The organism is Microbacterium sp. GW823-FHT02G05 (genome assembly GCF_058797175.1).
The window spans coordinates 1,799,274-1,821,669 of the sequence record NZ_JBXAJK010000001.1; the positions used below are offsets into that span (position 1 = coordinate 1,799,274).

The window sequence follows — 22,396 nt, forward strand, 5'->3', positions numbered from 1 at the left end:
CATGCCCGTCTGGCCGTTCGAGGCGATTGGCACGCACTGGGAGATCGAGACCGACGAGGTGCTCAGCCCGCAGCTGCGCGCGAGCGTTCGTGAGGAGATCACCGGGTTCGACCGGGGGTGGTCACGTTTTCGCGCTGATTCGCAGGTGTCGGCGCTCGCTGTGGCCGGCGGCGAGATCGCGGCACCGCCAGACGCCGTGCGGCTGCTCGACATTTACCGTGCGCTGTCGCACGCCACCGGAGGCGCGGTGAATCCGCTCATCGGCGACAGCCTGGCAGCGCTGGGGTACGACGCGGCGGTATCGCTGCGAGCGGATGCGCCGCGCGCGGCGCCGTCGGACTGGGAGCAGCGGCTGCGGTGGTCGGAGCAGTCTCTCTCGCTGGACGGGCCCGGAACGATCGATGTCGGCGCCATCGGAAAAGGTCGTCTCGTCGACCGGGTTCTCGCCGCGCTCGCGCCCGTGGAAGGACGCGTGATCGTCGACGCGAGCGGCGACCTCGCGACGCGCGGAGCGCCGGTGCGGGTCGCCTTGGAGCATCCCTATGATCCGAGGTCGGCGATCGGAGTCGTGACGATACAGGATGCGGCGCTCTGCGCATCCGCGATCAATCGGCGCGCCTGGGGAGACGGTCTGCACCATGTGCTCGACGGCCGCACGGGACAGCCGGTGCGCACCTGGGCGGCGACCTGGGCGATGGCCCCCGACGCGATGACGGCGGATGCGATCGCGACGGCGCTGTTCTTCGAGGGCGGCCCGGATCTCGCCGCGCGCTGGGGTGTGTCCTGGGTGCGCATGGGCACGGATGGACGAGTGGAGCAGTCTTCGGATGGCGTCGCCACGCTGTTCCTTGCCGACACGGCGCACGGACGGAGAGAGGGCCAGTCGTGATCACATCGCTCATCGCTGTGCGACAGCGGGTTCTTGCGCTTCTTGGGATGCTGTCGATGTACCGGACGGTGCTGCTCGCACTCCTCGCGCTCGCGGTGATCGCCCTCGTGCTGTCGTTCACGGGGCTCGTCGGGGTGAATCCCTTAGCGCTCCTGTCGTCCCTCCTGGTGCTGGCTGCGGCGGTCGCGGTCGTGGATGCGATCTGCCAGCGCGTGGTGCGCCGGGCCTGGCGGGTGGAATCGTCCCTCATCACCGCGCTCATCCTCCTGTTCGTGCTGCAACCCGGGACGTCCCCCGCCGAACTCGGCTCCCTCGCGGTGGCTGGTGCCGTCGCTGCACTGTCGAAGTACGTGATCGCCTGGCGCGGACGTCACTTCCTCAATCCGGCGGCGGTGGGGGCGACCGTCGTGACCGTGGCGGGCATCGGCACCTTCTCGTCGTGGTGGGTGGGCACACCGGCGCTCGTCGCGCCCGTGGTGCTTCTCGGACTCATCGTGCTGTGGCGCACCGAACGCGTTCGCATCGTCGCGCTCTTCGTCGCCGTCGCCGTCGCCACGGCTCTCGTGCGTGATGTCACGATCTCCGCGCAGTTCGGCCTGACCTTCTCCGCGGGAGAATCTCTCACGCTCTCACTGCTGCAATCCCCGGTGCTGTTCCTCGGCGCCTTCATGCTCTCTGAACCGCTGACCCTGCCGCCTCGCCGTCGGCAGCAGTTCACGGTCGCGACCGTCGTGGGTGTGCTCGTGGGGTGGCCCGTCCTCGTGGGTAGTTTCGTGACTCTCGGGCAGGAGCGCGCACTGCTCATCGGCAACCTGCTTGCGTTCGCCCTGGCACTGCGCGGAGGACTGCGTCTCACGCTCGCCGGGCGTCGGCTCGTCACTCCCACGGTGCACGAGCTGACCTTCGAGGTGGAAGGACGTCCGCGAGTCATCGCCGGACAGTATCTGGAGCTCGAGGTCCCGCATGCGCGGCCCGACGTCCGGGGTACACGCCGCGAGTTCAGCATTCTCTCCGCCCCGAGCGATCTTCCGGAGCTTCGCGTGGCGTACCGAGACGGCACGCAGCAGCATCCGTCCAGCTACAAGCGCGCGCTGCGGCAGGTCGGGGTGGGGCAGACGCTGCGCGCGACGGGCGTCTGGGGTGATTTCGTGCTTCCTCGGGGCGAAGCGCCGGTCCTTCTGGTCGCCGCCGGGATCGGCGTCACTCCCTTCGTGTCCCAGCTGCGGGAGCTTCAGGCGCAGGGCGGCGACCGCGACATCGTCCTCGTGTACGTCACCGCAGAGTCCGCCGAGCTGGCGTTCCGCGACGAGCTCGAGCGCTGCGGCGTCCGCGTCATCGCATTCACGCGCGACGAGCCGCCGGCGCTGTCGGCGAACTGGATGTGGGCCGGAGGAGCACGTCTCGACGGCACTCAGCTCGCGCGGCTGGTGCCCGACCTGGCCGAGAGGCACGTGCTCCTTTCCGGTCCGCCGCGGCTGATCGCCGACCTCTCGCCGGCGCTTCGGACCGCGCGCAGCGTGCGAACCGACGCCTTCGCCGGCTACTGATCCGCCGCGGGGTGCGGGGTCGCCTCCGCGTCTGACGTCTCCACCGGGGCAAGCGGCAGCCGCACCGTGAAGGTCGTGTCGCCCGGCTCGCTGTCGACCCGGATGGTGCCGCTGTGGCCCTCCACGATCGCCTTGACGATCGCAAGCCCGAGACCGCTGCCGCCGGTCTGCCGCGCGCGGGAGACATCGCCGCGCGCGAAGCGGGCGAACAGCTCCTCGCGGTGCTCCGGGGCGATTCCCGGCCCGTCATCGTGCACGCGCAGCACGGCCGTGTTCCTGTCTCTTTCCAGACGGAGAGTGACCTGCGTGCCCGCCGGGGTATGCGTGCGTGCGTTCGCCAGGAGATTCACGATCACCTGGCTCAGGCGGCCGGAGTCACCCGTCACGATGACGGGTTCGTCGGGCAGCTCGATGTTCCAGGAATGATCGGGCGCCGTGGGTCGGGCATCCGCGACTGCTTCGACGGCCAGTCGGGACAGGTCGACGGCGCTGTGCACGAGTTCGCGTCCCTCATCCAGACGCGCGAGCAGCAGCAGGTCCTCGACGAGGCGTGTCATGCGTAGCGACTGCGCCTGGATGCGCTCCAGCGCCGTGTGGGTCGTCTCGGGGAGAGTCGTGTCGCGCAGCGAGAGCTCGGAGTAGCCGCGGATCGACGTCAGCGGGGTGCGCAACTCGTGGCTTGCGTCGGCGACGAAGCGCCGCATCCGCTCTTCGTTCTTCTGCCGCGCCGCCAGCGAGGCGTCGACGTGGTCGAGGAGCTTGTTGAGCGCGGCGCCCACGAGTCCTGTCTCGGTGCGCGGATCGGCTTCCGTGGGGGGAACGCGCTCCTGGATCTGCACGGCACCGCGGTCCAGCGGCTGGTTCGCGACACGAGTGGCGGTCGCCGCCACCGCGCGCAGCGGACGCAGGCCGAGACGGATCGTGATCGCTGTCGTGAGCGCGAGCAGGATGAGTCCGCCGAAGGTCGTGAGCGCGATTGTCGTGAACAGGGCGCCGATGTTGCGCTGGATCTGCTCGCGAGGAAGACCCACGATGATGTTCACATCGCCGCCGAGCAGCTGCGTCGTCTGCAGCACGTCGTGGGTCACCTGGTAGGAGCCGAGTGAGCTGATCGCCGTGGTTCCGCGGTTCTCGGTGATCGCGAGGCCCGCCTGCTGCATCTGCTGGGTCGTGAGCTCTGTCGTCGTGCCGTCGTCGCCGACGACGGCACCGGTGGCGGTGCGGTCGGGCGCGATGAGGATGAGCAGAATGCCCGGGGGGACTGAGCGCCCGATCAGCAGATTCGTCGCGGTCGGCACGGTGTGCGAGAGCAGCGCTTGCTCGGTCGTGATCTGCGCGACGCGGTCGCGGTTCGTGAGCAGCTGCTGGCGCAGGCCCTCTTCCAGGGTTTGGCCGAGCGTCGCGCTCGTGATGATCGCGATGATCACGACGATCAGCGAGACGAAGCCGATGACGGCGGCCATGAGTCGCGCCTGCAGCGTCAGCGGGCGACGCGGCGAGGGCGCGGTGAAGACGGCGGCGGGTGGGGGAGAAGCGCTCACGGTACTCAGCTGTCGGCGGATGCTACTGCGGCGACTTGATCATGTAGCCGACGCCTCGGACGGTGTGGATCAGCGGCGTGCGTCCGGCGTCGATCTTCTTGCGGAGGTACGAGATGTACAGCTCGACGACGCTGGAGCGACCGCCGAAGTCGTAGCTCCAGACACGATCGAGGATCTGCGCCTTCGACAGCACGCGGCGCTCGTTGCGCATGAGGTAGCGGAGGAGTTCGAACTCCGTCGCGGTGAGCTCGATCTCGGTGCCGTCGCGCAGCACTTCGTGGCTGTCCTCGTTGAGGCTGAGATCGCCGACCTGCAGAATCGCGTCGGCGCCGTCGGATGCCGCACCGCCGCTTCGTCGGATCACCGCACGCAGACGGGCGACGACCTCTTCGAGGCTGAAAGGCTTGGTGACATAGTCATCGCCGCCCGCGGTGAGACCGGCGATGCGGTCGCCGACGGCGTCCTTCGCCGTGAGGAAGAGCACGGGAACGAGGTTGCCCGCCTCGCGCAGTCGCTTGAGGACGCCGAGTCCGTCGAGGTCGGGCATCATGACGTCGAGAACGAGTGCGTCCGGCCCGAATTCGCGCACGACCTGCAGCGCCTCGGTGCCCGACGCCGCGGTACGCACCTCCCAGCCCTCCATGCGCAGAGCCATGGCGAGCAGGTCGGTCAGCATCGGTTCGTCGTCGACGGCGAGGATGCGCAGCGGGGAACCATCCGGACGGCGAAGCTCAGGAGCAGGCAGATCGTTCATGCTTCTATTGTCCTCGCTCGCCTATGAGTTTCCTATGAGAGCTTTCGGGATCGTCACTACGCGAGAAACCACCCCCTGCCCGAGACGCACGTGCTGACGTGGTTTCTCGCGCGGGAAGTGGTTTCTCGGCAGGGGAGAGCGACCGCGGGGCTTTAGCTCGGGTAGACGATCGGGGCCGCGTGCACGCGGGCGCAGGCATCCGTGAGAACGCCGAGCAGGTCCCCGTCCGCTGCGCTGAACGACTTTCCATCGATCGCGAGCGGAGCACCGAACACCACGACCGGGGCGCCGATCGCGGGGCATCCGGCGGCCTGCTCGATCGAGAGTCCGCCGACGGCCTGCACCGGCACGGTCGTCGCCGCGACGATGCCCGGAAGGTCGGTCAGCGGCGTGAGACCCAGGTGCGGGTTGGCGTTGCGGTGGTCGTAGCCGATGTGGTGGATGACCATGCCGACCCCGAGCGCCTCCAGCCGTGCGCATTCGGCGACGCGATCCGCGGCACCCAGATCGTCACCCATCACGAGCATGCCGAAGCGGTCTCCCGCCTCGATGACCGCGGCGATCGTGGCGTCGTGCGCCTGACCCATCACGATCACGGCGTCGGCGCCGGCGTCGCCCATCATCTCGGCTTCGAGGTAGCCGCCGTCCATCGTCTTCAGGTCGACGATGATCGGCTTGTCCGGGAACTCCTTGCGCAGCGCGCGCACCGCGTGCAAGCCCTCGGCCAGCACGAGTGGCGTACCCACCTCGATCCAGTCCGCACCCGCCTCGACCGCGATCGCGGCCGTGCGCAGCGCTTCGGTGTTGTTGGTGAGATCGAGAGAGATCTGCACGAGCGGGCGAGTGAGGGATTCGCGTGTGATTCCACGGATCGACGTCGACATGCGGTTCAGGCCTTTCGTGTGGGGTGTACGACATTGCGCAGCGATTCGCCGTGCAGATGAGCAGAGAGGTTGTGAGCGATCAGATCGGCCGCGCCCAGGGGGCGGCCGCCCGCGGCGTGCGGCGTGAGGATCAGGTTGGGCAGGTCCCAGAGTGCGGAGTCCACGGGCAGCGGCTCGACGGCCGTCACGTCGAGCGCCGCGCCGCCGATCCGGTTGTCGCGCAGCGCATCGATGAGCGCGCCTTCGTCGATCGTCGTGCCGCGGCCGACGTTGATGACCCAGGCGTGACGGGGGAGTGCCGCGAGCAGTTCCGCGCTCATCGCACCATCGGTCGCGGCAGACGCCGGCAGGATCATGATCACGACGTCGGTCTCGGGGAAGAGCGCGGGGAGCTCCGCCGAGGTGACGACGGAGACATCGCCTTCGACGCGGGGCGTGGTGCCGACGCCGGTGACCTGCGCCCCGAGGGCCGCGAGGTGAGGGGCGAGGGTCGAGCCGATGCTGCCGTAGCCCCAGATCACCACACGCGCACCGCGCAGCGTCGAGAACACCCCGGGGCTCGGCTCCGGCTGGATGCCACCGATCTCCTCCGCCCAGCGGTGGCCGATCTGCGCGCGCCCGAGGGTGTGCAGACGGCGTGCGGCCGCGAGGGTCAGTGCGAGCGCGTGCTCGGCGACGGGGGCATCGTGCAGTGAACGGCCGCTCGTGATGACGATGTCGTCGCGGAAGCCTGCGGCCAGGGCCGCGTCGCTGCCCGCCGAGAGCAGCTGCACCCACTGCAGCTGCGGAAGGTTCGCGACCGCATCCTGGAGCAGCGATGCTCCCGCGCCCCAGACGACCAGCGCCTCAGCGTCGCGGTGCTCTGCCGGAATCGGCGCGGTCGGGTCGAAATGCACGACCTCGACTCCATCGAGGGTGGTCTCGAAAGCGATCAGGTTCGGGACGAGCAGCTTCATCGGATGTCTCCTTCGGGGAACGGCACCTCGGACGCGACGCCGAGGAGGGTGAGCTCTTCGATTGTCGCCGCAGGCAGGTCGATGCCGTTGCTCAGGCGCGCGGCCTTCGTGCGCTCCTCGGGTTCGCCGGGCACCAGGACCTGGCTGTTCCCCGGCGCGGGGGCGATGGCGTGCGCGTCGGCCGCGAGGCCATCCATGCGCTGCGTGAACTGCCCGAACGGAAGGAACCGCTCGACGTCGAGTGCGAGCATCCAGTGGCCGACGTCCTGCGGGCGGGAGAAGTCGGAGTACATGTTTCCGATTCCGGAGGCGATGGCAGCGTCCGAGAGCACACCGCCCAGCACTTCGGTCAGATAGGCGAGACCGTAGCCCTTGGGGCCGCCCGCGGGCAGCAGCGCCTTCACGGCGTGCGGGTCGGTGGTCGGGCGGCCCTCGGCGTCGACTCCCCAGTCTGCGGGAATGGGTTTACCTGCCGCCTGAGCCACCATCACGCGCCCCATCGCGCTCGTGCTGGTTGCCATGTCGAGGCTGATCGGGTCGCCGCCGGTGGGCGCGGCGAACGCGAACGGGTTGGTGCCGAGGAAGGCATCTCGTCCGCCGAAGGGGACGACAGCCGGCTCGGAGTTCGAGACGACGATGCCGATCTTGCCCTGCGCAGCCAGTGCGCGGGCGTAGTAGCCGGCTGTGCCGAAGTGCGTGCTGCCGTGGATGACGGCGCTCGCGACGCCGAGTTCGCCGCTCGCCTCGACGAGGGCTGCGACGGCCGCGCGCGCGGCGAGCTGCCCGGGAGCGCCGGCGGCGTCCACGCGGATGACACCGCCCTCGCGGGTCACGACCGGCCGTGCGGTGGGAACGACGAGTCCGGCGTCGATGCGCGCGTGGTAGGCCGGCAGCCGGATCACGCCGTGCGAATCGACTCCCCGGAGGTTCGCGTCCACAAGTGTGTCGGCGATGTAGGCCGCGTCGTCGTCGCTGTAGCCCCACGAGGTGAGAAGCCTCGCGGCCCAGGACTGGAGCGCTGTGCTGTCGAGCGTCATGTCGATTCCCTTTCGCATCGTTGCGTGGTGTGCGGGTGCGTCGTGCAGATGCACTCTCGCATAATAATCTTATTCGTAATACTTTTATACCTGACCCCCGAAAATCAGAGCGAGGAATCAATGAGGATCAGCGTTTTCCCCAAGGGCGATCTCACCGCCTTGGCGGTCGACCGCACCATGACGGTGTTCGACTGGATAGAGAAGGCCCGTGTGCTCCCGGCCGAAGGCCTGGAGCTGTACAGCGGAATGTTCTGGCAGACCGACGATGACTACATCGACCAGGTCGGCGAGCATCTCGAGGCCGCCGGGTTCGAGATGCCGATGCTGTGCGTCTCGCCCGACTTCACCAACCCGGATCCCGAGGTGCGCAAGGCAGAGTTCGATCGCGAGATCGAGATGATGCGCATCACGGCCCGGCTGGGTGGTCGGGGTGCGAGCACCCGCGTGCTCTCGGGGCAGAAGCATCCCGAGGTCTCCCGCGGGCAGGGTGTCGAGTGGGTCGTCGATGCGATCACCCGACTGCTCCCGATCGCGCGGGAACTGGGCGTCACGCTCGGACTGGAGAATCACTACAAGGACGGCTTCTGGCGGTATCCCGAGTTCGCGCAGAAGTCGGATGTCTTCCTGGAGATCCTCGACGCGATCGACGATCGCGCAAGCTTCGGTGTGCAGTTCGACCCCTCGAACGCGATCGTTGCCGGTGATGACTCCGCGGACTTCCTCGAGCAGGTCATCGACCGTGTCGTCACGATGCAGGCATCCGACCGCTCACTTGCTCCGGGAGCATCGCTCGACGACCTGCGCCAGAGTGACGGCACGCTCGGCTATTCGCCCGCGCTCCAGCATGGCGTGATCGGCCAGGGGCTCAATGACTACGATCGCATCTTCCGCACCCTCGCCGACGCCGGCTATGACGGCTGGATCAGTATCGAGGACGGCGTCAACGGCATGGGCGAGATGGCCGAGTCGGTCGAGTTCCTCCGCGAGGCGCGCGAGACGTACTTCGGCGGCTCCACCGCGGTGCGCGTGCGCACCCACGAGGCGGCGCTCGCCGCCGCAGGACTCCCGAGCATCGCTCGGGGCGAGATCGAGGAGGTCGCACGATGAAGGCCCTGGTGAAGTTCGGGATGAACGACGGCGACGTCGAGGTACGCGATGTGCCGGAGCCGGAGCTGCTGCCGGGCACGGTGCTCGTCGCCGCGCGCGCCGTCGGCGTGTGCGGCTCCGACATCCACATGTGGCGCAACGGTCAGAGCTGGGAGGTCGCGCTGCCGGTCATTCTCGGGCATGAGACCGCCGGTGTCATCGCCGCTGTCGCGGACGACGTGACCGGCTGGCAGGTCGGCGATCGCGTCGTCTGTGAGACGGCCGCCTCGATCTGCGGCACCTGTGCGCTGTGCCGCACGGGCCGCTACAACCTCTGCCCGCACCGTCAGGGGTACGGGGCGATCCGCGATGGTGCCTTCGGCGAGCTGCTGTGCGCCGAACCGCGCGTGCTGCACCGGATTCCCGAGAACGTGACCTTCGAGCAGGCCGCGATGACCGAGCCCTTCGCCGTCGCCTACAACGCTCTCGTAGAGCGTGCCACGGTCACCCCCGGCGACATCGTCGTGATTCAGGGTGCAGGGGCGATCGGCGCCCTGGCGCTGCAGATCGCGCGCCTGCGCGGTGCCGGCACCACGATCGTGCTGGGCACCCCCGTGGATGAGCATCGTCTCGCGAAGCTGCGCGAGCTCGGCGCGGACTACACGATCGACGTCACGAAGGAAGATCCCGCGGAGCTGCTCACGACGCTCGGCGACGGGTTCGGCGCCGACGTGGTCGTGGACGCCACGGGCGTGAGCATCGCCCTGAAGCAGAGCCTCGAGCTCGTTCGCCCCTTCGGATCCATCGTCAAGGTCGGCTGGGGGCCGCAGCCGCTGAACTTCAGCCTCGACCCGCTCGTGGCGAAGGCGGCGACGCTCTACGGTTCCTTCTCGCACACGTGGACGACCTGGGAGCGTGTGCTGTCGCTGTTCTCCATGGGTGCGCTGGAGACCGAGAAGGTGCTCGGCGGGGTCTACGAGCTCGCCGACTGGAAGCGCGCGTTCGAAGACATGGAGTCCGGGCGCAACATCAAGTCCGTCATGGTGATGCCGGGCTGATCAACGAGAGAGGGCGGATGCTGCGCAGCATCCGCCCTCTCTGATCTCGGCGATCACACGCCGTAGCGTGCGCTGACCTCTTCGAACTCCTCCAGAGTGCGCTGGACGAGCGTGAGCGCCATCTCCTGCGCGCTGTTCACATCGCGCGCGACGAGCGCCTCCGCGAGGCGGATGTGATTCGCCACCGATTCGGCGGTGATGTCGTGCATGCCGGGTCGCGTGTCGTGTCCACGGGCATCGAGGGTCGCGCCGATCGTGTCGGCCAGTTGGGCCATCACCGCGTTGTCGGTGCCTTCCAGAAGCAGGCGGTGAAAGCCTGCGTCCATCTCGAAGAACTTGCGCGCATCATGGTCGAGGAAGGCCTGCTGCATGATCTGAGCACGCTCGAGGATCTCCGCAGCGCTCTCGGCCGAGATACGCTGCGCCGCGAGCCCCGCGGCGGCGTGCTCGATGCCGAGGCGGAGTTCAAGCAGCTGCTTCATCTGCAACGCATAGGTGGGGCCCTGCCCGCGCCACTTCACGACATAGGGGTTCAGGAGGTCCCAAGAGGTCTGGGGAAGCACGCGCGTGCCTACCTGAGGGCGCGCTTCGACGAGCCCCATGGAGCTCAGCGTGCGGATACCCTCGCGCACGACGCTGCGTGAGACGCCGAGGCGGTCGCACAGCTGGTCGGCGTAGACGATGGTGCCCGGCTCGATGACGCCGTCGATGATCTCCTGCCCCAGCACATCGACCACGTGGGCATACAGCCCGCTTCCGATGCGCGCGCGGTAGCGCGCACTGCTGGTATCCGCCACTCGGGCGCCCCCGTTCATCTGCCGTCGGCCGCGAAATCGTACTCGCCTTCAGCTGCGGCTGCTTCATAGGCGAGTCGGGGAACCTGTGTCGCCAGTTTTCCCCCGCTGATGTCGATGAGTGTACCGGTGATGTAGCCGGCGAGGTCGGAGGCGAGGAAGCAGATCAGGCTCGAGATATCCGACTTGCTGCCCCACTTGCGAAGGCTCAGAGTGTCGAGAAGTCGGGACTGCTCCGGCTGGGGGAGCTCATCGAAGTGATTGAGCGACGTCGGAACCATTCCGGGGGCATAGGCGTTCGCCGTGATGTTCCACGGGCCCACTTCCCCGGCGAGGGCGCGCGTGAAGTGCGCGACAGCGATCTTCGAGGAGGCGTAGGCCGCGCTTCCGTAGATCGGAACGAAGGCCGCGAAGGATGCGGCGTTGATGATGCGGCCAGCGCGCTGCCGCTTCATGATCGGGAGCACAGCGCGACACATCAGGAACGTGCCCTTGAGGTTGACGTCGTGCGCGAAGTCCCAGGTCTTCTCGTCCAGACCGTCGATCGGGCCGTTTCCTGCCACTCCTGCATTGTTGACGAGAATGTCGATACGGCCGTACTGCTCTTCGACGGCGGCGATCACCTCGGCGATCTGCGCGCTGTCGCGGATGTCGCAGACGAACTCGCGGTGCGCGGCTCCTGTGGCATCCAGCTCTGCACCGATCGTGGCGAGATCGTCAGCATTGACGTCGATCGACACGGTGGTGACACCTTCTCGGGAGAGCGTCGTGACGATCTCATGGCCGATACCCTTGCCGACGCCTGTGACGACGGCGACCTTTCCTGCGATGTCGATGTGCACCGGGGAATCCTTTCTGATCCTCGCACTTGCGTTACAAGTATGATTTATTAGAATAATGGCACCTTCGGCACCCGACGCCAAGGTTCTTCATCACATCGCGCACCGAAGCGCAGACACAGAGAAGGAGATGCGAAGATGCATCGAGCTGTATTCAGGACCGCCGCCGTCGCGGCAGCGGGAATCCTTGCGGTAGGTACTCTTGCGGCCTGTGCTCCCGGTGGCGACGCCGGCAGCGGCGGAGAGGGTGAAGGCGGCGGCACCGTTCGCGTGACACTGGCGAACCACGTGTGGACCGACATCATCAAGTCGAAGATCCCCGAGTTCGAGAAGGAGACCGGGATCAAGGTCGAGCTCACCCAGCTCGGCGAGGACCAGCTCTCCGACCAGTACAACGTGAAGCTGAACGCGGGTACCGACGAACTCGACGTCATGATGTACCGCCCGCTCCAGGAGGGCAAGCTCTTCGCCCAGAACGGCTACATGGCCGACCTCACGGATCTCGTCAAGGATGACGCCGACTGGGACTGGAGCGACTTCCAGTCCGGTCCCGTCGAGACGACGACCTACGAAGGTGCCGTCGTCGGCGTGCCGCTCATCACGGAGTCTCAGGTTCTCTACTACCGCACCGACCTGCTGGAGGCGGCAGGACTCGAGGTCCCCACGACGCTCGACGAGCTCGCGGCGGCAGCCAAGACCATCTCCGAGGCGAACCCCGGTGTCGCAGGCTTCGTGGCCCGCACGGCGCGCTCGGCGGCGGTCACGCAGTTCTCGAGCTTCCTCTACAGCTTCGGCGGTGACTTCATGGACGACGGCAAGGCCAGCGTCGACACCCCAGAAGCCGTCGAGGCCTACGAGTACTACGGCGGTCTGCTCAACCAGTACGGTCCGGCAAACGTCAGCACCGACATGAGCTGGCCCGAGGCCGCGGCGATCTTCGCCCAGGGCCAGGCAGCGTTCTACACCGACGCGAGCAGCCTCTACCAGAACCTCGCGCTGGAAGAGAACTCGACCGTCTTCGACAAGCTCGGCTACGCCGCCTTCCCGGCAGGACCCGCAGGCTCCAAGCCGTACGCGATCCCGTCGTGGGGCCTCGCGATCAACGAGGGATCGAGCAACCAGGCGAACGCCTGGGCGTTCATCAAGTGGGCGACCAGCTTCGACAGCGTTCTCGCCGTGCAGGAAGAGGGCGTGCCCGGAGCGCGTACCTCTGTGTGGGCGGACCCGAAGGGCACCGCGAGCTTCCCGCCCGCGCTGGCGGATGCCATCGCAGAGAACGCGAAGAACGGTGTCGGCTACGACCGCCCGCTCGTCGTGAACGTCTCCGAGGCGCGCGAGATCGTGGGCGACCCGATCGTCGTCGGCATCACCGGAGGCGACGTCCCCGGAGCAGCGAAGAGCGCGCAGGAGAAGTTCGGCGCCTTCCTCGAAGACGAGAACTAAGCACCTAGATTCATCCACCACCGGCGGGGGCGGCGACGCCCGCCCCCGCCGGTACCAACAAAGGAGACGCCGGTGAGCAGTGCCGCACGCCGTGACCTCGGAACCTGGGGACGCTATTCCCGTTGGGTCAACAAGCACCGCAAATGGGTCTTTGCCGCGCCCGCGATGATCTTCATCGCGTTGCTTCTGATCTTCCCCCTCGTCTGGACGCTCTACCTGAGCTTCACCAACTCGAAGGGGTCAGTGAGGGCTCCCTTCGACTTCATCGGATTCGAGAACTACGCCAAGGTCCTCACCGACACCGAGCGCTTCTGGCCGGCCGTCGGACGCACCGTCTACTTCACCGGCGGCGCGCTGCTGTTCGAGGTCATCCTCGGCATCGCGATCGCCCTCATGCTGTGGAAGCCCTTCCGCGGTGAGAAGCTCGTGCGCGTCGCCATCCTGCTCCCTCTCGTCGCGACGCCTGTCGCGATCGGCATGATGTGGCGCTTGATCTTCGAACCCAACATCGGCTTCGCCAACGAGATGCTCTCGTGGTTCGGCATTCCCGCGCAGCCCTGGCTGAGCAGTCCGGACACCGCGCTGAGCACACTGATCTTCGTCGACGTCTGGCAATGGACGCCGATGGTGACGCTGATCATCCTCGCGGGTCTGACCGCGCTTCCCGAGGAGCCGGATGAGGCCGCCCGTGTCGACGGAGCGAACTGGTGGCAGCGTCTCTGGTACGTGACGCTCCCGCTGCTCGCGCCGACGATCATCGCTGCGGTGATCCTCCGCGGCATCGATGCGCTGAAGACCTTCGACATCCTCTACGCGACCAAGGGCAAGGGCGGAGGGTCCTTCCACGAGGTGGAGACGCTCAACACCTATGCCTACGGTCTGAGCTTCGACTACAACCGCTACGGCCAGGCGTCGACGGTTCTCATCCTCTTCTTCCTGATGATCATCGGACTCATCTGGATCCTCTCCCTGCGTAAGAAGGCGTTGAACAAATGAGCGCTACGACTCTCCTCGTGCTCCCCGAAGCGCGACGCAAGAAGTTCCCCCTGCCGTCGTTCGGACGCTTCCTCGGTCTTGCCCTGGTCGTGTTCGCCCTGGTCGCGCCGCTCGTGTGGATGGTGCTGGCGAGCTTCAAGACGAACGTCGACATCTACGATCCGTCGAAGTTCTTCAGCTTCGTCCCGACCCTCGCGAACTACGCGACCGTCTTCGGGCAGGCGAACTACGCCGCCTACATCTGGAACTCGTTCTTCGTCGCGTTCGTCGCGACCGTGCTCTCGCTCGTGCTCGCGGTTCCCGCGGCGTACAGCATGAGCCGGTTCGTCATGGGCAAGTCGGCGATGGTCGTGCTGCTGGCCCGCATCATCCCCGGTGTCAGCCTGCTCGTGCCCTGGTACTTCGTGTTCTCCCAGATGCGGCTGGTCGGCTCTTACACGATCCTCATCATGTCGATGATGTTCGTCTCGCTGCCGCTGATCCTGTACATCATGATGTCGTACTTCGACTCGATGCCGGAGGAGCTGGAAGAGGCCGCACAGGTCGACGGTCTCACCCCGATCGGCGCGTTCCTGCGCATCACGCTCCCGCTGTCGATGCCCGGTGTCGCAACCGCGGGCATCCTGTCGTTCATCTTCGCGTGGAACAACTTCATGTTCGCGCTCGTGCTGTCCGGATCGAGCACCAAGACGCTTCCTGTCGCGATCTTCGACTTCGTCGGCTACGCGAGCATCGACTGGGGTGGGCTGATGGCTGCCGCTGTCATCGTGACGCTCCCGATCATGCTGATCGCGCTGTTCACGCAGAAGTACATCGTCTCTGGCCTCACCGCCGGCGCCACGAAGGGCTGAGCGATGACACACACGGCCGCGCACGACGGCGGCCCGAGCCCTGTCGCGCCCACGCGCCCCGTGGCCATCGTCGTGATGGGCACACAGGGCGTGGGCAAGACGACGATCGGCACTCTGCTCGCAAGTCGGCTGGGGGTGCCGTTCATCGACGGCGACCGGCTGCACCCTGCGCGCAACGTCGAGAGGATGGCATCGGGGCAGCCATTGAGCGATGAGGATCGCGCGCCGTGGCTGCACATCGTCGGCGAGGCGCTGGCTGAGCATCAGAGCAGCGGGGGAGTCGTGATCGCCTGTTCCGCGCTCAAACGCAGCTACCGTGATGTCCTGCGTGCGCACGTTGCCACCGCGTACGTCGTCGAACCATGGGGGCCCATCGAGCTCGTGCAGGACCGCGTGCGAGACCGCACGCACGAGTACATGCCTCCGGAGCTTCTGGCCTCGCAGTATGAGACGCTCGAGCCGCTCGCCGATGATGAGCGCGGCATCCGCGTCAACGTGGAACCCACGCCCGAGCGGATCGTCGAGACCGTTCTCGAGCACTATCAGCGCGACTGCGCGAACCAGGAGCAGCCATGACCACCGCAGATGAGATCACCCGCGTCGAATCGTTTCCCGTCGCGCCGCGCTGGCTGTTCGTACGCATCGAGACGCGCGAGGGCCTGGTCGGCTGGGGCGAGGGCTCGCTGGAGGGCTACGCCGATGTCGTGCGTGCTGCGGTCGACCAGTTCGCCGAGTATCTCCTCGGCAAGGACCCTTCCCGCATCGAAGACCACTGGCAGGTGCTCACCAAGGGACAGTTCTACCGCGGCGGTGCGGTGCTCGCGAGCGCGGTCTCGGGTGTAGACCAGGCCCTCTGGGACATCGCGGGCAAGCGCCTGGGCGTCCCCGTGCATGAGCTGCTCGGCGGGGCCGTACGCGACCGGATCCGCGCCTACGGCTGGGTCGGCGGAGACGACCCCTCAGAGGTCGCCGATCACATCGCCGCACAGATGGCCGTGGGGCTCACCGCGGTCAAGATGAACGCCTCGGGCAAGATGAGTCGCAACGGCTCGGTCGCCGAGCTCGACGGTGTGGTCGCCCGTGTCGCGAGCGCGCGAGAGGTCCTCGGCCCGGATCGCGACGTCGCCGTCGATCTGCACGGACGCTTCACGCTGGCGACCGCGCGCAGAGTCGCGGGACTGCTCGAGCCGCTGCATCCGTTCTTCATGGAGGAACCGGTCGTTCCGGAGAACTCACACGTGATCGGGCATCTGGTGGATGCCACGACGATCCCGATCGCGACGGGGGAGCGGCTGTACTCCCGCCAGGAGTTCCTGCCCGTGCTGAACGCCGGGATCGCGATCGCCCAGCCGGATCTCTCGCACGCGGGAGGAATCTCCGAGGTCCGTCGTATCGCCTCGCTCGCCGACACGTTCGATGTGCAGCTCGCCCCACACTGCCCGCTCGGGCCGCTCGCCCTTGCCGCCTGTCTGCAAGTGGGCCTCTCGACGCCGAACTACCTGATCCAGGAGCAGTCGATCGGCATTCACTACAACAAGGGCGCGGAGGTGCTCGACTACGTCGCCGACACCGCGCCGTTCGCGTTCGTCGACGGCGGGTTCGAGCGCCTGACCGGCCCCGGTCTGGGCATCGAGATCGACGAGTCGGCCGTGCGGGCAGCATCCGCAGGCTGGGAGCGGTGGCAGAACCCCATCTGGCGCCACGCCGACGGATCGGTGGCAGAGTGGTGACCGTGGACAACGCAGCGCTGCGCGACCGGATCGCCGAGACGCGACTGGTCGCGATCATCCGCGGCACGGACGTCGATCAGACCGTCCAGACCGCGCTCACGCTGATCGGCGCCGGTGTGACGACGTTGGAGATCACGCTGACGCTGGCCGAGGCTGAGCAGGCGATCGCGCAGGTGGTTCAGGATGCTCCCGCCGGTGCGCTCATCGGTGCCGGAACCGTGCTCAGCGAGAGCGACGTCGACCGCTCGATCACCGCCGGTGCACAGTTCATCGTCACCCCCACGCTGACGGCGTCGGTGGCCTACGCCGTACGCTCCGGCATCGGGGTGCTGCCGGGAGTCTTCACCCCGACGGAGGTGCAGCAGGGCATGGACAGCGGCGTCGCCGCGGTGAAACTCTTCCCTGCGGCCTCCCTCGGTCCCGGATTCCTCCGCGCCGTGCGCGATCCCTTCCCGGACGCCCGGATCATTCCGGTCGGGGGAGTGGGCCTCGAGACGATTCCGTCGTACCTCGCCGCGGGTGCGTTCGGCGTCGGGATCGGCGGGCCGCTCGTCGGCGATGCGGCCCAGCCCGGCGGCGACCTGAACGCGCTCGCCGTGCGTGCCGCGGATTTCGTCGCGGCGACGGCAGCGGGGAAGCGCTGAAGAGGGCGCTCTTTCGGATGTCGGTGACGGCGTCTAATGTGCACGCATGGGTGAATCCACACAGGCAACCGGAGACAATCGCACGACCGAAGTAATCCGCGCCGCGACGGTGCAGGACGTGACGGACGCCGTGGTCCGCGCCGCGGCAGAAGCCGTTCCTCTCGTCGTCGTCGGCGGTGGGCACAGCGTGTGGGCGCGCACAGAGGTCGGCGGTATGCGGCTCGAGCTCGCGGACCTCGCCGACGTGCAGGTCGATGGCACGATCGTCCGCGTCGGCGGTGGCGCGACCTGGGGCCAGGTCGCCGCGGAGCTCGCCGGTCACGGTCTCGCGATCAGCTCGGGCGACACGTCCACCGTGGGTGTCGGAGGTCTGACCACCGGCGGCGGCATCGGCTGGATGGTCCGGATGTGGGGCCTTGCCGCCGACCAGCTCATCGGCGCGCAGGTCGTCACCGCGTCGGGCGAGGTCGTCGAGACCTCTGCGCTGCACGAACCGGAGCTGTTCTGGGCACTGCGCGGGGGCGGAGGCAACTTCGGTGTCGTCACTCGCTTCGATTTCCAGGCTCATCCGCTGCGCGGCATCGCCTTCGCCGAAGGCGTGATCGACGGCGACGCTGCGGAAGTCCTGCGTGCGACGCGAGACCTGATGAAGGGCGCGCCGCGGCAGTTGACGATCACGTACATGGATGTGCCGCCGATGGACCCGAGCGCTCCGGCCGGGGCGCGTCTGAGCGCGGTGTGGGCGGAACCCGAACCGGAGCGGCTGCGGGCGGCCCTCGCGCCCGTCGCCGAGCTCTCCGGCGTCGCGGTCGAGATCACCACGCCTGCATACCGCGACATCCTGATGGAGATGCCCGCACCCGACGCCGAGTCTGCGCCTCCGGGTTTCATCGGCGGCAACGGTCTCTTCCGCGAGCTTGACGACACCCTCATCGACCAGTTGGTCGCGTTTCGTCAGGCTCACCCCGCATCCGTCGTGTTCCTGCGCTCACTCGGCGGTGCGTTCGCGGATGTGGCGCAGGACGACAGTGCGTTTCCCGCGCGAGACGCGAACTGGTTCGTTCTGGCAGGGGGGTTCGACATTCCCGGACTCATCGACGACGCTGAGCGCGCAGCGCTTGCCCGAGAGTGGGCTGCGATCGCCGCCGGCCGCCGCGCCCAGTACGCGAACTTCGCCGATCAGGAACGCCACGAAGACGTGCCCACGCTGTACGACGGTGGGGCGCTCACTCAGCTGCGTGCGCTCAAGCGGACGTGGGACCCGAAGAACGTCTTCCGACGCAATCACAACATCGACGCGTGACGCAGAACGGGCCGGAGACGCTGTGGTCTCCGGCCCGTTCTCACCCTGACGTGAACGTCAGTGCGTGTCTTCTGCCTCGATCTCGGTGCGGTCGCCCGACCACAGCGTGTGGAAGGTGCCTTCCTTGTCGATGCGCTTGTACGTGTGCGCGCCGAAGAAGTCGCGCTGGCCCTGCACGAGGGCGGCCGGCAGGCGGTCGGCCCGGATGCCGTCGTAGTACGAGAGCGACGACGAGAACGCCGGCGCCGGGATGCCCGCCTGCGCTGCGGCGATGACGACACGGCGCCATGCGGCCTGGCCGCGACCCAGAGCCTCGGCGAAGTACGGTGCCGTCAGCAGTGCCGGGAGCTCGGGAGCGGCGGCGTAGGCGTCGGCGATGCGGTTGAGGAACTGGGCGCGGATGATGCATCCCGCGCGCCAGATCTTCGAGACAGCGCCCAGGTCGATCTGCCAGTCGTACTCGGCAGCCCCCGCGCGGATCTCGTCGAAGCCCTGCGAGTAGGCGACGATCTTCGAGGCGTACAGCGCCTGGCGGACGTCTTCGATGAAGGCGTCCTCGTCGGCGACGGTGAAAGCCTCGTCGGGGCCGGGAAGCGCCGCGGCGGCCGCGCGCTGCTCAGGGTGCGACGACAGCGAGCGTGCGAAGGTCGCCTCGGCGATGCCGGAGACCGGGACGCCCAGCGACAGCGCGGTCTGGACGGTCCATGCGCCCGTGCCCTTGGCGCCGGCCTGGTCGACGATGACGTCGACGAGCGGCTTGCCGGTCTCGGCGTCGATCTGGCGCAGCACCTCGGCGGTGATCTCGATCAGGTACGACTCGAGTTCGCCGCGGTTCCACTCGGCGAAGATCTCGGCGATCTCGGCGGGCGACTTGCCCGTGCCGCGACGGATGAGGTCGTAGGCCTCTGCGATGAGCTGCATGTCGGCGTACTCGATGCCGTTGTGCACCATCTTCACGAAGTGGCCGGCGCCGTCGTGGCCGACGTGCGTAACGCAGGGCTCGCCCTCGGCGACCGCGGCGATGGACTTCAGGATCGGGCCGAGAGTGACCCACGACTCGTCGGATCCGCCGGGCATGATCGACGGGCCGAGCAGTGCGCCTTCCTCGCCACCGGAGATGCCGGCGCCGACGAAGTTGATACCGGTCTCGCGCACAGCCTTCTCGCGACGGATCGTGTCGGGGAAGTAGGCGTTGCCGCCGTCGACGATGATGTCGCCCGGCTCGAAGACCTCCATGAGCGATTCGATGACGGCGTCGGTCGGACGGCCGGCCTTGACCATGATGATCGCGGTGCGCGGCTTCTGCAGCGAGGCCGCGAACTCTTCGTAGGTCTTCGCCGGAATGAAGCCCGCCTCAGGGTGCTCGGTGACCAGCGTCTCGGTCTTCTCGTAGCTGCGGTTGAACACGGCGACCGTGTTGCCCTCGCGGCTGGCGAGGTTGCGGGCGAGGTTCGAGCCCATCACTGCGAGTCCGACGACTCCGATATTTGCCGTGCCGGCAGAGGACATAGAAGCACCTTCCGTATGCGGGGGAAGCCCGCAACGTCACGAGCGTGATCGCGGGTTCTTCCAGCGTAGTCGGATGCTGTCGCCCGAGGGCGCGCTGTTACCGCATGTGCATGCGGCGATTCGATCAGTCCTTGCGGTAGCCCGAGCGGCCCATGGAGAAGAGCGCGGCGGTTGCGAGAACCGTGGCGCAGACGGTCATGGCACCGATCAGCCAGAAGAGGGCATGGGAAAGGAAGGCGGCGTCAAGCATGTCCTTCATGCTAGCGGCTTTCAGGTACCATGGAGGAGTTCCTCGGCGAGGGATGCTGCGCGTGCGCACGCATCCGTTATCGACGCGGCGAAGCAAGCCCGGTGGCTTTCCTCACGCGTCTGCGTTCGAGAAGACAGATTCCAGACCACCGCGCGACGCCTTCGCCGCGCGTCCTAGAGGAGAACATCATGACTGAAGACACCAAGGTCGTCGCCGAGGTCCGCACCAGCTTCGGCAAGGGCTTCGCCCGCCGCCTTCGCGCTGCAGGCAAGATCCCCGCCGTGATCTACGGCCACGGCACCGAGCCCGTGCACGTGTCGCTGCCCGGCCACCAGGTCTCGCTGATCATCCGTCGCGCCAACGCGCTGCTCGACCTCGACATCGAGGGCGCCTCGCAGCTCGCGCTCGTCAAGGACGTGCAGAAGGACCCGGTGCTGCAGATCATCGAGCACATCGACCTGCTGGTCGTCAAGAAGGGCGAGAAGGTCATCGTCGAGGTTCCGCTCGTCGTGACCGGCGAGCCGTTCGGCAACAACATCGTCACGGTCGAGGTCGCAACGATCAAGGTCGAGGCAGAGGCCACGCACATCCCGCAGAGCATCGAGGTCACCGTCGAGGGCAAGGAAGACGGCACGCACATCACTGCGGGCGACGTCGTTCTGCCGAAGGGCGTCTCGCTCGCTGAAGAGCCCGACGTGCTGCTCATCGCGGTCGTCGCTCCTGCCGCGGAAGAGCCGGCAGAAGAGGCTGAGGAAGCCGCTGCCGAGTAATCACTCGCTTCGCAGAAGGGGGTGCGACGAAAGTCGCGCCCCCTTCGTCGTTCCGGAAGGATGGGGTCATGGTGCAGACGTGGCTGGTGGTCGGCCTGGGAAACCCAGGACCGCGGTACGAGGCGACCCGGCACAACGTCGGTCAGCTCGTGGTCGACGAGCTCGCTTCTCGGCGCGGTGAGCGCTTCCGCGAGCACAAGGGCGGCGCCCGGGTCGTCGAGACCTGGGAGCGGCCGGGCGGCGACAAGATCGTGCTCGTGAAGCCGAACACGTTCATGAACGTCTCGGGCACCCCGGTTGCGGCCCTGAGTCGCTTCTACTCGGTTCCCCCGGAGCGCATCGTGCTCGTCCACGACGAGCTCGACATCCCTTTCGACACGATCAAGCTCAAGGTCGGCGGCGGGCACGGCGGGCACAACGGCATCCGCGATGTCGCTCAGGCTCTCACCACCGCCGACTTCCCGCGTGTGCGTGTCGGAATCGGACGCCCTCCCGGTCGTCAGGATCCCGCCGACTGGGTGCTCTCACCCTTCGGCGGTGACGAGCGCGCCAACCTGCCGATCCTGGTCTCGGATGCGGCGGATGCCGTGGAGCAGCTCATCGGCGAGGGACTCGTCGCCGCACAGCAGAAGCATCACGTGCCCCGCGCCTGAGCGCAGCGCCCCCGATCAGCTTCCGGCGATCGCCGCGCCCGCGAAGAATCCGATCCAGACGATCATGGAGTAGATCACGGGGCCGAGCACCGCGAGGATGATCGCGCCGATCCCCATGCCGCGTCCGCGCCGCTTCACGGTCGCGACGATGCCCTGCACGAGCGCCCAGATGCCCAGCACTGTTCCGGCCCAGAACGAGATCTCCAGCCACAGGACGTACTCGCGCACGGGCGAGAGGAACGAGAGCACGTTCGCCGTGTTCGCCGACATCAGCGTCTCGGGCGTCAGTGCGTTGCGACCGATCTCGAGGGCAGCGTACGCGCCGACGAAGGACGTGCCGACGGCTGCGATGAGCGCGATGATCAACGCGACCATGCCGAGCGTCCGTGTCCGGGCGCCTTCCGCTGCCGCCGGGGCAGGGTAGCCCTGCGCGTATCCGCCGACGGGCGCGGCGTAGGCGCCGTTCGGCGCGGCATATCCCGTGGACGCCGGGTAGCCGGCCGAGTGCGCGGCGCCGGACTGCGGCGCAGCGGGCGCGCCGTAACCGGGAACGGCGTAGCCGGGAGCCCCGTACCCAGGCGCCGCAGGCTGTGCGGACGTCGGAAGCGCGGGGGCGAGAGGTGCGGAGCTGCCGGGAACGGCGGGTGAGCCCGGGAAGTTCGCGGGAGGGGGCGGAGTCGCTGACCAGTGCGGCGCCGGCGCAGCGACGGGATCGGGCGCGGAAGCTGCGGGAGCGGGAGCCGCGGGCGGGGCCGCGGGAGGGTCAAACGTCAGCTCGATCGGCGGCGCCGGCGGCACAGGGGGAGTCTGCGGAACGGGCTGCTGGGGGTCGGTCACCTCCCCATCCTAGAGGCGCGACCGC

The 22,396-nt window shown here is 67.7% G+C and carries 23 protein-coding genes; 13 read left to right on the top strand and 10 right to left on the bottom strand.

The window, feature by feature from the left end; genetic code table 11:
- Position 1 precedes the first annotated feature (1 nt).
- Positions 2-889: an FAD:protein FMN transferase gene (locus AC1REM_RS08760; protein ID WP_492514274.1), complete on the top strand. Its 888-nt coding sequence runs from the start codon at positions 2-4 to the stop codon at positions 887-889.
- A complete protein-coding gene (locus AC1REM_RS08765) occupies positions 886-2,436 on the top strand; it encodes an FAD-dependent oxidoreductase (protein ID WP_492514275.1) in 1,551 nt (516 codons plus the stop codon). Before AC1REM_RS08760 ends, AC1REM_RS08765 begins: the two co-directional genes overlap by 4 nt.
- Here the strand turns inward: AC1REM_RS08765 and AC1REM_RS08770 are convergent.
- The 5 genes from AC1REM_RS08770 to AC1REM_RS08790 all read right to left on the bottom strand — a co-directional run bounded on the left by AC1REM_RS08770 (position 2,430) and on the right by AC1REM_RS08790 (position 7,608).
- Entirely contained in the window at positions 2,430-3,977 is a 1,548-nt protein-coding gene (locus tag AC1REM_RS08770; protein ID WP_492514276.1) for a sensor histidine kinase, read from the bottom strand. The genes AC1REM_RS08765 and AC1REM_RS08770 overlap by 7 nt on opposite strands.
- A gap of 22 nt (positions 3,978-3,999) precedes the next feature.
- The gene (locus tag AC1REM_RS08775; RefSeq protein WP_378787641.1) at positions 4,000-4,731 is read right to left on the bottom strand and encodes a response regulator transcription factor; all 732 of its coding nucleotides are present in this window, start codon (positions 4,729-4,731) and stop codon (positions 4,000-4,002) included.
- Between the two features lie 152 nt (positions 4,732-4,883).
- Positions 4,884-5,615: an orotidine 5'-phosphate decarboxylase / HUMPS family protein gene (locus AC1REM_RS08780; RefSeq protein WP_492514277.1), complete on the bottom strand. Its 732-nt coding sequence runs from the start codon at positions 5,613-5,615 to the stop codon at positions 4,884-4,886.
- Positions 5,616-5,620: 5 nt separating this feature from the next.
- The gene (locus tag AC1REM_RS08785; protein WP_492514278.1) at positions 5,621-6,571 is read right to left on the bottom strand and encodes an NAD(P)-dependent oxidoreductase; all 951 of its coding nucleotides are present in this window, start codon (positions 6,569-6,571) and stop codon (positions 5,621-5,623) included.
- Positions 6,568-7,608 carry an Ldh family oxidoreductase gene (locus AC1REM_RS08790; RefSeq protein ID WP_492514279.1) on the bottom strand — a complete coding sequence of 347 codons (1,041 nt, stop codon included), beginning with the start codon at positions 7,606-7,608 and terminating at the stop codon, positions 6,568-6,570. The genes AC1REM_RS08785 and AC1REM_RS08790 overlap by 4 nt, the downstream gene beginning before the upstream one ends.
- Before the next feature lie 120 nt (positions 7,609-7,728).
- Here AC1REM_RS08790 and AC1REM_RS08795 point away from each other — a divergent pair, with 120 nt between their 5' ends.
- Positions 7,729-8,715: a sugar phosphate isomerase/epimerase family protein gene (locus AC1REM_RS08795; protein ID WP_492514280.1), complete on the top strand. Its 987-nt coding sequence runs from the start codon at positions 7,729-7,731 to the stop codon at positions 8,713-8,715.
- Positions 8,712-9,752, top strand: a complete 1,041-nt coding sequence (locus AC1REM_RS08800; protein WP_492514281.1) for a zinc-binding dehydrogenase — start codon at positions 8,712-8,714, stop codon at positions 9,750-9,752. The genes AC1REM_RS08795 and AC1REM_RS08800 overlap by 4 nt, the downstream gene beginning before the upstream one ends.
- Before the next feature lie 53 nt (positions 9,753-9,805).
- Here AC1REM_RS08800 and AC1REM_RS08805 read toward each other — a convergent pair whose 3' ends face one another.
- Both AC1REM_RS08805 and AC1REM_RS08810 read right to left on the bottom strand, forming a co-directional pair.
- Positions 9,806-10,549, bottom strand: a complete 744-nt coding sequence (locus AC1REM_RS08805; RefSeq protein WP_492514282.1) for a FadR/GntR family transcriptional regulator — start codon at positions 10,547-10,549, stop codon at positions 9,806-9,808.
- A gap of 14 nt (positions 10,550-10,563) precedes the next feature.
- A complete protein-coding gene (locus AC1REM_RS08810) occupies positions 10,564-11,388 on the bottom strand; it encodes an SDR family NAD(P)-dependent oxidoreductase (RefSeq protein WP_492514283.1) in 825 nt (274 codons plus the stop codon).
- 135 nt (positions 11,389-11,523) lie between these two features.
- Between AC1REM_RS08810 and AC1REM_RS08815 the strand changes: the two genes are divergently transcribed.
- The 7 genes from AC1REM_RS08815 to AC1REM_RS08845 all read left to right on the top strand — a co-directional run bounded on the left by AC1REM_RS08815 (position 11,524) and on the right by AC1REM_RS08845 (position 18,352).
- On the top strand, positions 11,524-12,828 hold the full coding sequence (locus AC1REM_RS08815; RefSeq protein ID WP_492514284.1) for an ABC transporter substrate-binding protein: 1,305 nt from the start codon (positions 11,524-11,526) through the stop codon (positions 12,826-12,828).
- A gap of 72 nt (positions 12,829-12,900) precedes the next feature.
- Positions 12,901-13,824, top strand: a complete 924-nt coding sequence (locus AC1REM_RS08820; protein ID WP_492514285.1) for a carbohydrate ABC transporter permease — start codon at positions 12,901-12,903, stop codon at positions 13,822-13,824.
- Positions 13,821-14,675, top strand: coding sequence for a carbohydrate ABC transporter permease (locus AC1REM_RS08825; RefSeq protein ID WP_492514286.1), 855 nt, complete (start codon positions 13,821-13,823; stop codon positions 14,673-14,675). The genes AC1REM_RS08820 and AC1REM_RS08825 overlap by 4 nt, the downstream gene beginning before the upstream one ends.
- Positions 14,676-14,678: 3 nt before the next feature.
- Positions 14,679-15,251 carry a gluconokinase gene (locus AC1REM_RS08830; protein ID WP_492514287.1) on the top strand — a complete coding sequence of 191 codons (573 nt, stop codon included), beginning with the start codon at positions 14,679-14,681 and terminating at the stop codon, positions 15,249-15,251.
- On the top strand, positions 15,248-16,405 hold the full coding sequence (gene dgoD / locus AC1REM_RS08835; protein ID WP_492514288.1) for a galactonate dehydratase: 1,158 nt from the start codon (positions 15,248-15,250) through the stop codon (positions 16,403-16,405). Before AC1REM_RS08830 ends, dgoD begins: the two co-directional genes overlap by 4 nt.
- 2 nt (positions 16,406-16,407) lie before the next feature.
- The gene (locus tag AC1REM_RS08840; RefSeq protein ID WP_492514289.1) at positions 16,408-17,049 is read left to right on the top strand and encodes a bifunctional 4-hydroxy-2-oxoglutarate aldolase/2-dehydro-3-deoxy-phosphogluconate aldolase; all 642 of its coding nucleotides are present in this window, start codon (positions 16,408-16,410) and stop codon (positions 17,047-17,049) included.
- 46 nt (positions 17,050-17,095) lie between these two features.
- A complete protein-coding gene (locus tag AC1REM_RS08845; protein ID WP_492514290.1) occupies positions 17,096-18,352 on the top strand; it encodes an FAD-binding oxidoreductase in 1,257 nt (418 codons plus the stop codon).
- Positions 18,353-18,409: 57 nt separating this feature from the next.
- Here the strand turns inward: AC1REM_RS08845 and gnd are convergent, their stop codons facing one another.
- Together gnd and AC1REM_RS08855 are read right to left on the bottom strand one after the other, a co-directional pair.
- On the bottom strand, positions 18,410-19,861 hold the full coding sequence (gene gnd / locus AC1REM_RS08850; RefSeq protein ID WP_492514291.1) for an NADP-dependent phosphogluconate dehydrogenase: 1,452 nt from the start codon (positions 19,859-19,861) through the stop codon (positions 18,410-18,412).
- Between the two features lie 124 nt (positions 19,862-19,985).
- The gene (locus AC1REM_RS08855; RefSeq protein ID WP_271171528.1) at positions 19,986-20,111 is read right to left on the bottom strand and encodes a hypothetical protein; all 126 of its coding nucleotides are present in this window, start codon (positions 20,109-20,111) and stop codon (positions 19,986-19,988) included.
- Positions 20,112-20,296: 185 nt separating this feature from the next.
- Between AC1REM_RS08855 and AC1REM_RS08860 the strand changes: the two genes are divergently transcribed.
- Positions 20,297-20,881: a 50S ribosomal protein L25/general stress protein Ctc gene (locus tag AC1REM_RS08860; protein ID WP_492514485.1), complete on the top strand. Its 585-nt coding sequence runs from the start codon at positions 20,297-20,299 to the stop codon at positions 20,879-20,881.
- Positions 20,882-20,949: 68 nt separating this feature from the next.
- Complete coding sequence (gene pth / locus AC1REM_RS08865; RefSeq protein ID WP_492514292.1) at positions 20,950-21,534, top strand: aminoacyl-tRNA hydrolase; 585 nt, start codon at positions 20,950-20,952, stop codon at positions 21,532-21,534.
- Positions 21,535-21,549: 15 nt separating this feature from the next.
- On the opposite strand, the gene AC1REM_RS08870 is transcribed toward pth, so the two are convergent.
- Positions 21,550-22,371 (bottom strand): hypothetical protein, encoded by an 822-nt coding sequence (locus tag AC1REM_RS08870; protein WP_492514293.1) that lies wholly within the window; start codon positions 22,369-22,371, stop codon positions 21,550-21,552.
- Between the last annotated feature and the right edge of the window lie 25 nt (positions 22,372-22,396).

What these genes read in the sequence shown, in the direction of transcription:
- AC1REM_RS08760 (WP_492514274.1), top strand. Translation starts at nt 2, where the DNA reads ATGCCCGTCTGGCCGTTCGAGGCGATTGGCACGCACTGGGAGATCGAG.
- AC1REM_RS08775 (WP_378787641.1), bottom strand. Translation starts at nt 4,731, where the DNA reads ATGAACGATCTGCCTGCTCCTGAGCTTCGCCGTCCGGATGGTTCCCCG.
- AC1REM_RS08780 (WP_492514277.1), bottom strand. Translation starts at nt 5,615, where the DNA reads ATGTCGACGTCGATCCGTGGAATCACACGCGAATCCCTCACTCGCCCG.
- AC1REM_RS08785 (WP_492514278.1), bottom strand. Translation starts at nt 6,571, where the DNA reads ATGAAGCTGCTCGTCCCGAACCTGATCGCTTTCGAGACCACCCTCGAT.
- AC1REM_RS08790 (WP_492514279.1), bottom strand. Translation starts at nt 7,608, where the DNA reads ATGACGCTCGACAGCACAGCGCTCCAGTCCTGGGCCGCGAGGCTTCTC.
- AC1REM_RS08795 (WP_492514280.1), top strand. Translation starts at nt 7,729, where the DNA reads ATGAGGATCAGCGTTTTCCCCAAGGGCGATCTCACCGCCTTGGCGGTC.
- AC1REM_RS08800 (WP_492514281.1), top strand. Translation starts at nt 8,712, where the DNA reads ATGAAGGCCCTGGTGAAGTTCGGGATGAACGACGGCGACGTCGAGGTA.
- AC1REM_RS08815 (WP_492514284.1), top strand. Translation starts at nt 11,524, where the DNA reads ATGCATCGAGCTGTATTCAGGACCGCCGCCGTCGCGGCAGCGGGAATC.
- AC1REM_RS08825 (WP_492514286.1), top strand. Translation starts at nt 13,821, where the DNA reads ATGAGCGCTACGACTCTCCTCGTGCTCCCCGAAGCGCGACGCAAGAAG.
- AC1REM_RS08830 (WP_492514287.1), top strand. Translation starts at nt 14,679, where the DNA reads ATGACACACACGGCCGCGCACGACGGCGGCCCGAGCCCTGTCGCGCCC.
- dgoD (WP_492514288.1), top strand. Translation starts at nt 15,248, where the DNA reads ATGACCACCGCAGATGAGATCACCCGCGTCGAATCGTTTCCCGTCGCG.
- AC1REM_RS08845 (WP_492514290.1), top strand. Translation starts at nt 17,096, where the DNA reads ATGGGTGAATCCACACAGGCAACCGGAGACAATCGCACGACCGAAGTA.
- gnd (WP_492514291.1), bottom strand. Translation starts at nt 19,861, where the DNA reads ATGTCCTCTGCCGGCACGGCAAATATCGGAGTCGTCGGACTCGCAGTG.
- AC1REM_RS08855 (WP_271171528.1), bottom strand. Translation starts at nt 20,111, where the DNA reads ATGCTTGACGCCGCCTTCCTTTCCCATGCCCTCTTCTGGCTGATCGGT.
- pth (WP_492514292.1), top strand. Translation starts at nt 20,950, where the DNA reads ATGGTGCAGACGTGGCTGGTGGTCGGCCTGGGAAACCCAGGACCGCGG.